At 32.6% G+C, this 13,842-nt stretch carries 14 protein-coding genes and 1 pseudogene; 8 read left to right on the top strand and 7 right to left on the bottom strand.

Annotated elements, in window-relative coordinates; genetic code table 11:
* Positions 1 to 5: 5 nt before the first annotated feature.
* Genes C1I91_RS19310 through C1I91_RS19300 form a run of 3 tightly spaced genes read left to right on the top strand, consistent with a single transcriptional unit; the run spans position 6 to position 1,224 of the window.
* On the top strand, positions 6 to 296 hold the full coding sequence (locus tag C1I91_RS19310; RefSeq protein ID WP_128214342.1) for a hypothetical protein: 291 nt from the start codon (positions 6 to 8) through the stop codon (positions 294 to 296).
* The gene (locus C1I91_RS19305; protein WP_164880592.1) at positions 283 to 918 is read left to right on the top strand and encodes a DUF5081 family protein; all 636 of its coding nucleotides are present in this window, start codon (positions 283 to 285) and stop codon (positions 916 to 918) included. The genes C1I91_RS19310 and C1I91_RS19305 overlap by 14 nt, the downstream gene beginning before the upstream one ends.
* A gap of 6 nt (positions 919 to 924) precedes the next feature.
* Positions 925 to 1,224, top strand: coding sequence for a hypothetical protein (locus C1I91_RS19300; protein ID WP_128214340.1), 300 nt, complete (start codon positions 925 to 927; stop codon positions 1,222 to 1,224).
* A 192-nt stretch (positions 1,225 to 1,416) separates the two neighbouring features.
* On the opposite strand, the gene C1I91_RS19295 is transcribed toward C1I91_RS19300, so the two are convergent.
* A complete protein-coding gene (locus C1I91_RS19295; RefSeq protein ID WP_128214339.1) occupies positions 1,417 to 1,815 on the bottom strand; it encodes a (deoxy)nucleoside triphosphate pyrophosphohydrolase in 399 nt (132 codons plus the stop codon).
* Between the two features lie 395 nt (positions 1,816 to 2,210).
* On the opposite strand from C1I91_RS19295, the gene C1I91_RS19290 reads away from it, so the two are divergent.
* Complete coding sequence (locus C1I91_RS19290) at positions 2,211 to 2,666, top strand: hypothetical protein (RefSeq protein WP_128214338.1); 456 nt, start codon at positions 2,211 to 2,213, stop codon at positions 2,664 to 2,666.
* Positions 2,667 to 2,834: 168 nt separating this feature from the next.
* Here the strand turns inward: C1I91_RS19290 and C1I91_RS19285 are convergent, their stop codons facing one another.
* From C1I91_RS19285 to C1I91_RS19270, 4 genes are all read right to left on the bottom strand, one after another.
* Positions 2,835 to 4,316: a family 1 glycosylhydrolase gene (locus C1I91_RS19285; protein ID WP_128214337.1), complete on the bottom strand. Its 1,482-nt coding sequence runs from the start codon at positions 4,314 to 4,316 to the stop codon at positions 2,835 to 2,837.
* A gap of 333 nt (positions 4,317 to 4,649) precedes the next feature.
* Positions 4,650 to 5,939 carry a PTS sugar transporter subunit IIC gene (locus C1I91_RS19280; RefSeq protein WP_128214336.1) on the bottom strand — a complete coding sequence of 430 codons (1,290 nt, stop codon included), beginning with the start codon at positions 5,937 to 5,939 and terminating at the stop codon, positions 4,650 to 4,652.
* 19 nt (positions 5,940 to 5,958) lie between these two features.
* Positions 5,959 to 6,258 (bottom strand): PTS sugar transporter subunit IIB, encoded by a 300-nt coding sequence (locus C1I91_RS19275; protein WP_128214335.1) that lies wholly within the window; start codon positions 6,256 to 6,258, stop codon positions 5,959 to 5,961.
* A gap of 18 nt (positions 6,259 to 6,276) precedes the next feature.
* Complete coding sequence (locus tag C1I91_RS19270) at positions 6,277 to 6,585, bottom strand: PTS sugar transporter subunit IIA (RefSeq protein ID WP_128214334.1); 309 nt, start codon at positions 6,583 to 6,585, stop codon at positions 6,277 to 6,279.
* A 412-nt stretch (positions 6,586 to 6,997) separates the two neighbouring features.
* On the opposite strand from C1I91_RS19270, the gene C1I91_RS19265 reads away from it, so the two are divergent.
* A complete protein-coding gene (locus C1I91_RS19265) occupies positions 6,998 to 7,504 on the top strand; it encodes a DUF3284 domain-containing protein (RefSeq protein ID WP_128214333.1) in 507 nt (168 codons plus the stop codon).
* Positions 7,505 to 7,607: 103 nt separating this feature from the next.
* Here the strand turns inward: C1I91_RS19265 and C1I91_RS19260 are convergent, their stop codons facing one another.
* Positions 7,608 to 10,238, bottom strand: a complete 2,631-nt coding sequence (locus C1I91_RS19260) for a PRD domain-containing protein (protein ID WP_128214332.1) — start codon at positions 10,236 to 10,238, stop codon at positions 7,608 to 7,610.
* Between the two features lie 94 nt (positions 10,239 to 10,332).
* Here C1I91_RS19260 and C1I91_RS29150 point away from each other — a divergent pair.
* Positions 10,333 to 10,428 (top strand): annotated as a pseudogene (locus C1I91_RS29150) (sugar O-acetyltransferase); the annotation flags it as partial.
* Between the two features lies 1 nt (position 10,429).
* On the opposite strand, the gene C1I91_RS19250 reads toward C1I91_RS29150, so the two are convergent.
* Positions 10,430 to 11,329, bottom strand: a complete 900-nt coding sequence (locus C1I91_RS19250) for a LysR family transcriptional regulator (RefSeq protein ID WP_128214331.1) — start codon at positions 11,327 to 11,329, stop codon at positions 10,430 to 10,432.
* Positions 11,330 to 11,491: 162 nt separating this feature from the next.
* Between C1I91_RS19250 and C1I91_RS19245 the strand changes: the two genes are divergently transcribed.
* Together C1I91_RS19245 and C1I91_RS19240 are read left to right on the top strand one after the other, a co-directional pair.
* Entirely contained in the window at positions 11,492 to 12,310 is an 819-nt protein-coding gene (locus C1I91_RS19245; RefSeq protein ID WP_128214330.1) for a sulfite exporter TauE/SafE family protein, read from the top strand.
* A gap of 258 nt (positions 12,311 to 12,568) precedes the next feature.
* Positions 12,569 to 13,786: a peptidase U32 family protein gene (locus C1I91_RS19240; RefSeq protein ID WP_128214329.1), complete on the top strand. Its 1,218-nt coding sequence runs from the start codon at positions 12,569 to 12,571 to the stop codon at positions 13,784 to 13,786.
* Positions 13,787 to 13,842 lie beyond the last annotated feature (56 nt).

The raw sequence follows: 13,842 nt of genomic DNA, 5'->3' as shown, positions 1-13,842 counted from the left end.
TTGTTATGCAATACAGGGTATTTACTCAAATAAACCAAGATCTTATGCAATTGAGTAGCGGCAATAGTAGCCTAGAAGAAGCTCTAGAAATAGTAAAGAAAAGTATAGATAAGATTGAAAATGGCACATGGCAGGGGAAAAGTAAAGATGCAGCCATGAGCATGATACTTATTTTAAAGGAGTACAACGAAAAACTTTTAGAAATAGCTAAAGAAGAACTTAAGATAAAATCACAACTAAGAGTAGAATCTGATAATTATATGATTAATGGAGATATACCAAATGAGTGGAGATAGTATGGTTAGCGCTAGAGAGATTTATTATTTTAATAGTCTTCTAGGAGAACAAAAGGTTTACGGTGTAGATGAAATTAATAATTTAATTGAAAACTTAAATTCTGAAAAGAGCATACCAGAATCATTGATAGAAAAAAAACTTTTAGATGAAGGTGAATTTATAAATGAAAATTCACTTGAGTTAATACAGAATCTAGAAGAATATAATAAATCTAATTCATATCTTACAATTAATTCTCTTCTAATATCACTTAATAAAGAAAATAATTGTATTGTATTGAATAAGATAAATAATAATGACTTTAGTTTAAAGAAAAGTTTGAAAAAAATTATTATAGTGAGTTTAATGAAGGATTATCCGTTTTTATGTAAAAATAGAGAGAGTTCTAGCAGTAGATGTAAAGCTGATCTAGGATACATAATTGTAGACAAGATTATACAAAAAGATGATAACCAGTGGTTTTATATAAAGAAGGAAAAGTATGATAAACTGACTTATTTTGCGATATATTTTGAAGATCAAGATGCTGTGTTTAAATATGACTTATTAACAGAGGATTTGAGAGAAGTAAATCCACAGGATTTAAGGGTTGAACTTGGAAAGATTTTTGAATTGGAGTGATATATTATGGCAGACGGTACTATAAATATTGATGAATCTTTACTTGATATAGCTATGGATATGTATAAGGCTCAAGAAAAAGTTAAGGAGTCCATAGGATTTTATGACAGTGGACTTAAAAGCTTTTTAGGTTACTACAAAGGAAAATCAGAGGCCTTAGATAATACTTACTATGAATATTGGTTGAAAAAGTTAGAGACTTTAGAATTATTATATGGACAGGCGTGCTGTTTTGTAAATTACTGTTATGAACATCTAAATGAGGAAGACAGGGTTTTAGCAGCATGCGATGGAAACGTAATTTAGTGGGATTTAATGAAGAAACAAGCTGTTAGATAAACAGGCATGATGAATTCAAAGAAGTTAGAGTATAGTTGAAATAATAGAATTACAATAATTTCCTATAAGGCTTAAATCAACCAGCTGAAATCTGTAAGCTAGTCCATTTAAGCCTTTTAGGAATGTTACGTGAAGGGATAAAGCCACGAGAAGATATTTTTATATCTTTTCCGCTATCAACTGATCAACTGCAGGAATATCAGCAGGAGCCCATCTTAATGAAATAAGGTTATCTCTTTTTAGCCATATCAGTTTGGAGTGTTCCAATGCTTTAGGAGTTCCAGAAAGCAGTTTGCATTTCACTGTTATAAGGTTAACAATAAAAGGATCGTATTCATGAGTAGTGTCATTAAAAACCTCTAAGAACTCAACACCACAATCTAATTCCTCCCGGATTTCTCTTTCAATAGCTTCTTTAAAGCTTTCACCGTTTTCTAGTTTACCGCCAGGAAACTCCCAAAGATTTGGCATATTCATATTAGGTGAGCGAAGGGCACAAAGTATCTCATGGTTTTCATTCTCTATGATGGCCCCAACAACCTTTATTAGTTTTTTCATTACTATCATCTCCATTTTATAAAATAAGCTTAACTACAAAGCAACGTCTTCTAGCAAGTTTTACCTAATAAAAGTTTAACATACATTTTCTAAGTAAATACAAGTGTTTAGGTCATAAATAGAAATTAGTTCAATTTGTTATTGCAATTTGTCAAAATATAAAAATATAAAAATATAAAAACATAGCAATATAACAATATAAGAATATGAGAATATGAGAATATAAGAATAAAACAATATAAGAATTTATTGCAAACATGCGGGTTAGAAGCAAATTCAGTTTATTTACTTAGCTATATTTGAGTAGTAGTATTCATAATTAAAATGTGATAAATTGCTATTATTAAGGATATTAAAGAAATTAATGCATAATATTTTTTCATGAGGTGATTCTATTGGCAGACACTATATATAAAATAATACCAGAAAGTCATAATTTTTTTCCTAGTGACACCAAAGCTATTGATGGAGCAGTGAATATACTAAAGACATATATTAAAGCGGATAGTATATCCTGGGAGGGTTTTGAAAATACAACATTTATTGATTGCGGTAGTAATTTTGAGTTAGTTAAATGTTCACATTGTGGAGCTAATATTAGCGAAGAGCTTTGGCAAGAAATGATGAGCAGATGCTATGCAGAAAGTCGATTTGACAATTTGAATATTTATCTTCAATGTTGTAAGAAAACATCTACATTAAATGAACTACAATACATAATGGACTGTGTTTTTTCTAAGTTTGTAATTGAAATCTTGAATCCTGTTGAGCCACCATGCAATCATGATGTTTATGAAGCAAGTAAATGCTTTGACAAATTGAAACTAAAAATGATTACGGCTAGGTACTAAGAATTTAACACTTGAATTTGGTCCCATTATTATTCTTTAGTATATAATATACGAAAGATTAGGGTTTTAATGTTTTTTATTAGAAAATTATAATTTAAGGAACAGCTATACTAAATGAGATAAGCTTAGAATTAAACCTCAAGGAATAAAACTAAGCTTATGACTCTATTAATCTAAATTCTCCCCATGTGTTGCAATTACATTCTTGTACCAATAGAAGCTGTCCTTTTTGCTTCTCTCCAAGGTACCATTTCCTTGATCATCACGATCTACATAAACAAAACCATAACGTTTCTTCATTTCTCCTGTTCCGGCAGATACCAAATCAATGCAGCCCCACATGGTATATCCCATTAAGTCAACACCGTCAACATTGATGGCATCTCTCATGGAGGCAATATTTTTACGTAAATAATCTATACGGTAAGTATCATGTACACTTCCATCAGCCTCTTTTTTATCTTCCCAGCCTATACCGTTTTCTACAATCCATAATGGTTTGTGGTAGCGATCGTATAATGTGTTCAATGCGATTCTTAAACAAGCAGGATCAGTTGCCCAGCCCCAAGCGTTTGTTGCTAAGTATGGATTCTTGATTCCCATCATAAGATTTCCGCTAGTCTTACTAACATCGTCATGAGTTGTGATAGTAGTAGAACCATAACAAGAGAAACTTAAAAAGTCAGCTGAATATTTTTCTAGAAGTTCAAAGTCTTCAGGTTCTGTATTAAGTACAATCCCTTCTCTTTCATATTTCTTTAATCTATAAGCAGGGTAGTGGCCACCGGTCTGTACATCAGCATAGAATAGGCTGGTTTGAGCTGCTTCCATAACCATTAATTGATCATTAGGATCACAGGTATAAGCATACAGCGGCATATATGCTAGCATTTGGCCTACTTTTATTGATTCATTAATTTCATGGGCAGCCTTTACTGCCTTTGCACTGGCTATAAATTGATTGTGAGCAGCTTGTGCTTTGTTTTGAGGAGAGGGATCAGATAAACCGCCTGCAACAAATGGGGCAAACTCCATACAGTTAATCTCATTAAAGGTTAACCAGTACTTAACTTTTCCTTCATAATACTTAAAAACTGTTTTTGCATAGGTTTCAAAGAAGTCTATGCATTTTCTATTTGACCAGCCGCCATATTTGATTGTTAAATTAATTGGAGTTTCATAATGAGATAAGGTTACTAAAGGTTCAATACCATATTTTGCGCATTCATCAAAGACTGCAGCATAGAAAATTAATCCGTTTTCATTAGGTTCTTTATCATCACCGTTTGGAAAAATACGTGCCCAGTTCATGCTTAGACGAAAGGTCTTAAAGCCCATCTCACCCATGTATGCAATATCTTCTTTATAATGATGATAGAAGTCAGTTGCAATATGGCTTGGATAGTATTCGCCATCTATAACTGCAGGAATACAATCTTTTGGAAGTTTCATATTTGGTCCAAAACCAGTTAGAGAACCTGTTTCACCAGTGTTTATATTTTTATAAGTTACTCGGCGAGGAACGGTGTGAGAACCAGCAGTCATTACATCTGAAGTGTTGATACCTTTTCCTCCTTCATTCCATCCGCCTTCATATTGATTGGCAGCTGTTGCGCCGCCCCATAAAAAATCCTTAGGAAAACCTTTCATTTATTTTACCTCCATCTATAATTTTTAATATTTTACTTAATCACTTCTTTATACCAATAGACATAATAAATTCAGATTAATAAGGGAAAACAGCTGTGATGTCAGGGATCTTATAAGTAGGAATATCATAGGCCCAATATTACTGAGAGAAAATCCATAATATTTCGCTTTCTAGTAATCTTAAAAAGTACCAGCTTTTAGACTCACACCATTCATTACTAAAGATATATTTTCAATTTATCGCTCAAAAACCTGAGGATTATGAAAATAATCTTGTATTTGAAGGGGTATATCCTGATTCGCTGGCACTTATTCAAATTTTATAAACTTTTACTATACTTCAACTAATGCTGCCTGTTCTTTAGCAATTAATTGCTTTTCATAAATCTTAAAGAATGGGTACCAAATAATAGCAGCAGGTATTAACATCAAATAATCCCAAATTGCATTTTGCCATCTAAGAGTGGATAAATATTGGCCAAAGCCCATTGGAAGCAAGGCTGAAATAGAGATCCATGCTGGTTGTAAGAAGCCGAATTTATAGCCTAGATAGGTACATATCATAACAAATGGAATATTTAATACATAAGGTATACAAAGGATAGGATTATACATAATTGGCATACCAAAGGTCATAGGTTCGTTAATTCCAAACCATCCAGGAACTGCAGAGATTTTTGCAACTGCATTGATTTGTTTTGATTTGGAGCGTAGTCCCATAAGTGCAAGCGGTAGAGTATTACCTGTCCCTCCGCAAATAGCCATTGCACCAAAGAGTGCTACTGGATAGAATACGAGTGGCTTACCAGCTGCATGGGCTGCACCATTGGCAACTGCGGCTTGGATACCTAAAGGCATGATAATTGGAACTAAAATCATAGTACCATGAATACCAAAGCACCATAACAGTGCACCAAAAATACAAAGAATGAACATACCTGGAACTGATGTTAAAGCATTTAATGGAACACCTAATAAGGCCATAAAGCCTGAGCAAACATTATAAGCTCCTCCTGTACCTACAGATACAGCGGTAGAAATAGCTAAGAAAATAATAGCACTGAATAGTAAGGGCAAAATTGATGAAAAACCATCTTGTAAGAATGGAGGAACCACATCTGGCATTTTGATACGTATGTTTCTATCCGCACAGAATTTTTCAATGTGAACAGACATAAATACAACGAGAAAGCCAATAAACATACCTTGAGCTCCAAGATAAGTCATGTTAATAGATGTAACTCCTGCTTCACTTGTAGTTAAAGCTCCAGCTACTAATAAGAAGCAAACCAAGGCATCAACTGCATTCATAATAGGAGACTTCATCTTTAAATTTTTTGCATAGTTGAAGGCAAATAATGCAACAACCCATAAAGATAAGGAATTCATTGTAAATTGATAAGGTAAATAGAAGATTGCATAAATTTTACTCTTTGAAGAAAATAGATTTAACATGGTTTCGCTGCCTATTGAGCAAATAATTTGTGATATGGCACCAACCATTATGATACCCATTAAGGACATCATAGCAGCCTGCAAGGCAGATAGGAATTTGTTACTGCCTAGCTTTTGACCAAAGTCTTGTAGTTTGATCATAAATTTACTTTCAAATAACTGTTCCATTTTACCTCTCCTTATTCTATTATTTTTCAGCGTATAGCTTTTGAGCTAACTTCATGATATTAGGACAATTTGCAACAGCGTAATCAAAGGATTGAATTGCAGCACAGGGAAGTCCGGTATTTTCCTTTACTTCTTTTAAACGATAGGATACTTGAGGACCTACCATAACAATGTCATAATTTTGGTATACATCTTGGTACTCAGCTAAGCCTACTGCCTTAATATCAAGCTCTTCTCCAGCTTCCTTCCAGAAGCTCTCCATTTTTTTCATTAGAATACTTGTTGACATTCCACCAGCACATACTAATAAGATTTTCATATATTCCATCCCCCTAATTTATTTGTTTTTGTATAATAAAATAATTTCTTTAATAAGCTCATTGGCAAGCATGCTTGTCATTAAATGATCTTGAGAATGAACAAGTAATACGTTAATATCTTGCTTATAGCCATTGGCTTCTTTGAACAATAATTCTGTTTGGGCTTTATGAGCTAGACTTGCTGATTCATCAGATTTGGCTAAGAGCTCCTCTGCTTTTTCAAAGTTTCCTGTCTTAGCTTCCTCCAAAGCTTGAAATGCAAAAGAACGTGCATCACCTGAATTGGCGATAATTGTCATTGATACTAAATCATTTTCTTCGTCCACAGGATATTCCTCCTTTTCCTTTTTGTGTATTTTTGTTCTTGGATTGATTTCATTTTAGTGTATAAAAAAACTGTTGTCAAAACGATTACATGAAGGCCTGTAAACACTTTTATACAGTATTTATTTAGTATATTTATAGAAATACACTTGTTTTTAATAAAATTAAGCTTAATCTTGAAATTGGCGATTTAGTGTATAATATTTTATTGCTTTTTTTATATAGTGTATAATTGGTCTATTTATAACGTATAATTTTTTACATTTTTGTAATTTCGTAAAAATATAATTTTTAGGATATACCAATTGTATAATATAGTAAGTCTTAAATATGAAAATTTTCTTAATCTGAAAATTAATTTTAATATGGAAATATAATGTTTTTATTTTCCAGATGCTATGCTATAATGTGTCCATGAAACTAACAAGAATATTAAAAATAAATGAAAAAGAATTTTATGATTTTCTTGAAAACGATCTCTTATCTAATATTTATCAATCTTCGGGTAAGGAACTAAGCGTAGAAGATATAAAGAAAGGACTGAGATATTCAAAATATGATAACAACGCCCATACTCGTATTGATATAACCATATTAGAGTATAAAAGAGGGGAGTTTTACAAGGCACAAATCAAATCCTTGATGGACACAATTACAATTTCCTATGAAACTGAAGTAGTAGACGAAGGCTTAAGAATCATATTTAATCAGAATATTGAAAGCTTTGAGAAGGAAAAACATAACAAGATAATGAGGATGTTTAGTGAAGCAGTTTACTACGGAAGGATGACAGATACTCTCTATGATATTGAAAAAAAGATAACCAATCTTAGAGAAGGAATAGTAGAACCTGTTAAACCAAAGCCATTAGAGCATCAGCAGCTAACAAATTTATTTTCAAAGAAATCAGATAGGGTTTAAGAAACTTCAAAGGCCTCCTGTACAAGCTTCAGGAGGCCTTTCTTTTTGCTAAATTTATTAGCATTTTGGATATGTTTAATAATATTATTGAAATTAAAAATCCTTATATTTTCTTTATAATCATGATAATGGTTGCAATTTCATTGTCGTCTATTATGACTTTGAAGGTCTTTTCTAAGTTCTTTAAGACTTTTACAACCGTTTGATAGTCCTCTGTAAATACAGAAATAATCTTGCTTCTGTCAGTGTTGTTACTAACTGATTTACCATCCAGGAGTCTTTCAACCAAGCAAGCGAGATGCATGAATAGTCCAACTCGTTGATCTTCAGTGAAGGAATAGAGCAGGCTGAACTCATCAATAATATTTGGAAGCACAGTTTTTAGCTTAGAAATTGAGGTGTATTTGAACTGTTCTCCTAGATATTTATATACATGGTTGTAATCCATGGAACGAGAAGTTACAGGCTCAAACATCAATATACGGTCTAAGTCCTCTTTAGAACTTTCAAAAATTTTCTGAATAGATATGAAGGGAATACCAAATAACTTTGGATCATATGCACCAACAAAACTATGAATATTATAAGTTTTTTGAAGAGCGAGGACTTCTTTTAGTAGTTCATTCCGTGAAGATATTGCTAGAGCTATGGTTTTCATACCTAGCTTTGAGTATTGATCGATATACAGCTTTAACTGTGCTGCACCACCTTCACCGGTATGACAAAGTGTTACAATAACGTTATTATGCTTTTCAAAGTTCTTCATGTTATTAATTTCTAGGTTGGCCATATGATATACATAATCTATATCACTTTCCATAGAACATTTTCTTGCTACATCAATGCCTATAAGAGTAACAGGAATATTGATACATCTTATCTTTACATCTAGTTCTTCTGAAATGGTTTCAACCATTGTCTTTATAGAGCCCATATCATATATAACAATAACACCTTTTCCTCCATCAATTTTCTCAATAAGAGCTTTAATCTCTTCCATAGCTTGTCTTGTTCCGACATCCAAAGCAAGGTCGTAACTATATGCATTATGGCAATGGGTTAAACTATTTGTAACATCCTTTAAAGATGAAGCAGTATGACTTCCATGCATGATATAGAGTAGTACAGGGTGATCTTCCTCGTTATTATCATCTGATTCAATTAAAAACATAGCAATCAGCACAGTTTCATGAATTGGTAGGTTTAAACCAAACACTTCCTTTAAAACCGTTGCAAACTGAACACTTGCAGCATATTCTTTTGGATAGTCTTGAACAATCTTTATGACTTGATTATTGTCTATTCTTTGTTCCGATAGGTTTAAGGTTAGTAAGGAATTAATATGTAGACAAAGCCCATAAAATATATTTGATTTGTAGTTTATTCCTAGCTCTTTTTTGCAGGTATCCAAAAAAACATTAACCATTTCAATGATTCTTGAATCTACAATTCTTGAAAGCTGCTCTAAATTATTCGAATCATCAAAGCCGTTATAATAGCGATACTTTTTAAATAAATTGCTGATGTGAGTATTCATAACGTTTTCGATTCCGCTGTCAGTAATGCCTAGGTTAGACAACTCATCATACTGCTTCTTTATTTCAGAATACATGTCAACTGTATAATGTGTATCATAATATCCTTGATTAGCAATATTTTTATCATAAATAATAGAATCTCTATTTCCTATGAGCATATCAATTTTATTATTGTAACTTTTTAGATTTAGTATGCTCTTTTTTATTTGAGTCTTAAAGTCATTGACACATACACAAATATTCTGCTCGGATTCATTAACTACTCGAACATAAGCATTTGCACAAGCGGCTTTAATATCCAGTTCTAAGCCCTTAACGTTATAATTAAAATCTGATAGTAATAAGGCTTTAATGGAGTCGGAGGTTACTTCTATGCAATGGTCTGAGTTTGAGGCTTCAACCTGAAAAAAGTGATTTATAAGATCGAAGCGCTCCTCAAGAGAACGATCTTTTAATTCAGGAAGCTCTATTGTAACAGGAATAATACGATTGATTTGTAAACCGCTTTGTGGGGCGCAGGCTAATACTAAGAATAGATCATTACAATCTAAGGATTTTAATTTGTCTTCTGAGTAAATCTTACCTGAATCCAGGAACCTAAAAAGACAGCTTTGCTGTTTAGCATCTAGTAAATCAACATTATCTATAAAAAGCATTCCTCCTTGAGCTTTTGCAAAGCAGCTACTACTTAAATCATCTTTGGCGCCAAAGAGTTCATCGTCTAATACAGATACATTTTTAGAATAATGACGGCAATCAATTTTTACATAAGGAGCATTTTTAGATAGAATTTTCTTTTCTTTAGCAAATTCAAACATTAATGAAGCAAAATAAGTAGTTCCACAGCCTGTTTTAGAAGAAAGTAAAACATTTAAACTGGAGCGTGGATAAAGGATAGCAGCTTGCGCTAGTTGAATGGCATTTCTTAAGCTGCCATTATAGCCAATCAATTGAGTAAAGCAAGACTTTTCTGTACCTTGATAAATTTGCTCAGGAGGCTTGTAATAAACCGGTCTCGTTGTTGTTTTCGCCAGTTTTCCTTCCTTTACTAACTCGTTTAATAAAGCACTTACATTAGAACGATGCAAACCTAAAGATTCTGCAATGGTCTTGGTTTGTAAGCCATTTCTATTTTCATCTTTACTAAAAACTTCTTGCTCTATGAATTCGTATACAGTTTCTTTTAAAGTTTTCAATTCTATGCCTCCTTTATCATCATCTTTACTGTTTATTTACGTAAGATACAAAAAATAACATGATATCATTATAAATTTAAAATCATTGATTTACAACGATTACTGCATCATTTTAAATGTAGGCAAGGTATTAATAGGCAATAATGTACAGTTTGAACCCAATGTGGCTATATACATAGCAGGTAACCCTTTTACGTTCCAATGATATCAAATGGAACAGTATGTGTCTTACAAAGAGCAATAAATTCTTTTGCAGAGGTAGTGAGAAATTTATTTTTATGGTAGATAATGTGGAACTTGCGGTTCAGTGATAAAGCTTTAATTTTAATCTGTTTCACAATTCCTGATTCTAAGTCTTTCTTTACTAGAAGGTAAGGAAGGACAGAAAGCCCCAAGCCAGCGCTTACAGCTTTGATAATTGCTTGGTTGCTAACACTTTCCCAAATTGGCTTAACCTCCATGCCATGCAGCAGCATAGTACTATCGAAGAGTTCTCTTCCTCCGCTTCCTTTTTCCCGAAGAATAAATTCATACTCCTTAAGCATTTCAATTTCAACTTCATTAAAGCTAGACAATGGGTGATTGACACCACAGATTAACACAAGTTCATCCTCCATAAAGGTGTGACTGTTAATATGCGGATTATGTACTACACCTTCAATTAAGCCAAAATCAATGTGATTTGCCATTATATTTTGTTCTATTTTTTCAGAGTTATCGATGATAACCTGCATTTTGATGTTTGGATATTTTTCTTTAAATATTTGAATATACTCAGGTAATAAGTAGTTACCAATAGTTATGCTTGAGCCTATCCTTAATATGCCAGCTGAATCCCAATCTTTTATTTCGCATTCCATTTCATCAAAGAGAGATACTATGTGATTGGCATAATTTAAAAGTTGTTTTCCTGGTTCTGTTAAATACATTTTTTTAGAGATTCTATCAAACAACTTTACACAATAATGTTCTTCTAACTCTCTTATTGCCAGGCTTACAGAGGGTTGAGCAAGGTAAAGTTTTTCAGCAGCAGCAGTTACACTATTGCAATTGCATACAGTTACAAATATTCTTAAATGTTTTAGTGTCATTTTAGCACCTTCTTCTATAATAAAAACCTTATATATATTATAAAATAATAATATTTTACTTATATAATCTTAACATATAAAATTAAAGTGTAGGGTGTTTAGTCACAAAAACTAATATACGGATTTTCAATAGTTTAATTATCTAAGGAAGAAGGTTTTATTATGATACAATTTTTATGGTTAACACCATTAGGCTTTTTAGTAGGTACATTTGGAACATTAATAGGAGCTGGTGGAGGATTTATATTAACCCCTATACTATTACTTTTATACCCTGATAAAACACCTGAAACCATAACAAGTATATCTCTTGCTGTTGTGTTTTTTAATGCGTTATCTGGAAGTACGGCTTATTCTAAAATGAAGCGAATTGATTACAAATCAGGAATAATTTTTGCAATAGCTACCATTCCTGGTTCTATACTTGGAGCTATTACTACTTCGTATATTCCAAGACATATCTTCAATGGTTTATTTGGAATATTACTAATAGCTGCTTCAATTTTTTTAATTGTTAAAACTAAAAACGAAAAAAGTGATAAAGAAAATGTTATTAAGAAAGGTTTTGTTACAAGAACTCTTGTAGATGCAGAAGGAATAAAATATGTATTTTCATATAATCCAATCTTAGGTGTAGTAATAAGTATATTTGTTGGATATATATCCAGTCTATTAGGAATAGGGGGAGGTATTATACATGTGCCTGTTCTTGTTAATATATTAAATTATCCTGTGCATATTGCAACTGCAACTTCCCATTTTGTTCTTGCGGTTATGTCCTTATCTGGAACCATTGTACATATATCAGCTGGTGTACTTCAACCAGGTATAATTCAAACCGTAGCATTAGCACTAGGAGTTATATTTGGAGCACAACTTGGAGCAAAGCTTTCCAAAAAAATCCATGGAGTAGCAATCATAAAAAGCCTTGCTGTTGCACTAGCACTGGTTGGTATAAGAATATTCTTTATGGCTTTTTAGATTGATTACAAAATGTACTGGCTTGCAAGATTTCTCCCATGTACATTTGTAGAGGCACATTCGCAAAAATAAGCTCATTGAAGGACATTGCTTCAGCGGCTTTTTTATAGCAAGATATATTTAGAATGAATGCATCTGACTTAATTATGGAAATATAGAAAATCATGTCGTATAATAGAGTTGCATCGGATTTATTCTGATGTGATTTTTTTACTTATGGAGAGTATGTAATTTATATATCTAAGGAGAAGTATTAAAATGAATAAACCAGAACTTTTAGCACCGGCAGGAAATTTAGAAAAACTGAAAACAGCTATAGACTTTGGGGCTGATGCAGTATATCTTGGGGGAAATAGATTAAACCTAAGGGCTTCGGCAGATAATTTTACAATAGATGAATTAAAAGAAGGTCTTGAGTATGCTCATTCAAGAAATAGAAAAGTTCACGTTACTTTAAATGTAATACCTCATGATGAAGATCTAGTAGGTATTGAGCAATACATAACTGAATTGTATGAAGTAGGGGTTGATGCTGTGCTCATTGCTGATCCAGGAATCTTTAGCATAGCACGGGAAGTGGCACCAGAGCTAGAAATACATTTAAGTACACAAGCTAGCAATCTAAACTATAAATCAGCTTTATTCTGGCATAAGGCTGGAATTAAAAGAATTGTAGCAGCAAGAGAAATGAGCCTTGAAGATCTGAAGACTATGAGAAAAGAGTTGCCTGAAACTTGTGATATAGAAGCTTTCGTTCACGGAGCTATGTGCATGGGCTACTCGGGTAAGTGCTTATTATCCAATTATATAAATGGAAGAGATTCAAATAGAGGCACATGCACACAACCTTGCAGATTTAAATATAATCTATATGAAGAAAAAGCCCCAGGAACTTATGAAAAAGTTAATGATAATGGCATGTATTTTATGAATTCTAAGGATTTATGTATGATAGAGCATATTCCAGAGCTTATTGAAGCTGGCATAAATTCTTTTAAAATCGAAGGTAGAATAAAGAGCTCATATTATGTAGCCTCTGTAGTTAAGGCGTACAGACAGGCCATTGATAAATACTTTGAAGACCCTAAAAATTATAAATATGATCCAAAATGGTTGCAAGAGCTTGAAAAGCCTAGTCATAGACCATATACCACAGGCTTCTATTTTGATGAAGAAGTAAGGCAAAATTATGAAACCTCAGCTTACATACATAACTATGATATGGTCGGTATTGTAATTGAATATAATGAAGAAACTCATATTGCAACAATACAACAAAGAAACAAGGTTAACAATGGTGATTTGGTAGAGGTTTTAGCTATATCAGGAGATAATAAAACTATTAAGCTTGAAGATATGAGAAAAGAAAATGGAGAATCTATAGAAACTGCCAACCGTCCACAAATGATTTTTACGGTACAATGTAATAATAATTTAAGACATGGAGATATACTTGTTAAGAGCAGAGATTCTTAAGAACCTTTGGTTAGGAGAGCATATCGTAGATAAATAATGATTCAGTCACTTTTACA

It is taken from the genome of Clostridium manihotivorum (assembly GCF_004015185.1).
Lineage (GTDB): Bacteria > Bacillota > Clostridia > Clostridiales > Clostridiaceae > Clostridium_AR > Clostridium_AR manihotivorum.
Note: the sequence above shows the minus strand (reverse complement) of the source record. Positions and strands in the feature narration are given on the sequence as shown.

Coding starts and splice junctions, on each gene's coding strand:
- C1I91_RS19310 (WP_128214342.1), top strand. CDS start 6: ATGCAATACAGGGTATTTACTCAAATAAACCAAGATCTTATGCAATTG.
- C1I91_RS19305 (WP_164880592.1), top strand. CDS start 283: ATGAGTGGAGATAGTATGGTTAGCGCTAGAGAGATTTATTATTTTAAT.
- C1I91_RS19300 (WP_128214340.1), top strand. CDS start 925: ATGGCAGACGGTACTATAAATATTGATGAATCTTTACTTGATATAGCT.
- C1I91_RS19295 (WP_128214339.1), bottom strand. CDS start 1,815: ATGAAAAAACTAATAAAGGTTGTTGGGGCCATCATAGAGAATGAAAAC.
- C1I91_RS19285 (WP_128214337.1), bottom strand. CDS start 4,316: ATGAAAGGTTTTCCTAAGGATTTTTTATGGGGCGGCGCAACAGCTGCC.
- C1I91_RS19280 (WP_128214336.1), bottom strand. CDS start 5,939: ATGGAACAGTTATTTGAAAGTAAATTTATGATCAAACTACAAGACTTT.
- C1I91_RS19275 (WP_128214335.1), bottom strand. CDS start 6,258: ATGAAAATCTTATTAGTATGTGCTGGTGGAATGTCAACAAGTATTCTA.
- C1I91_RS19265 (WP_128214333.1), top strand. CDS start 6,998: ATGAAACTAACAAGAATATTAAAAATAAATGAAAAAGAATTTTATGAT.
- C1I91_RS19250 (WP_128214331.1), bottom strand. CDS start 11,329: ATGACACTAAAACATTTAAGAATATTTGTAACTGTATGCAATTGCAAT.
- C1I91_RS19245 (WP_128214330.1), top strand. CDS start 11,492: ATGATACAATTTTTATGGTTAACACCATTAGGCTTTTTAGTAGGTACA.
- C1I91_RS19240 (WP_128214329.1), top strand. CDS start 12,569: ATGAATAAACCAGAACTTTTAGCACCGGCAGGAAATTTAGAAAAACTG.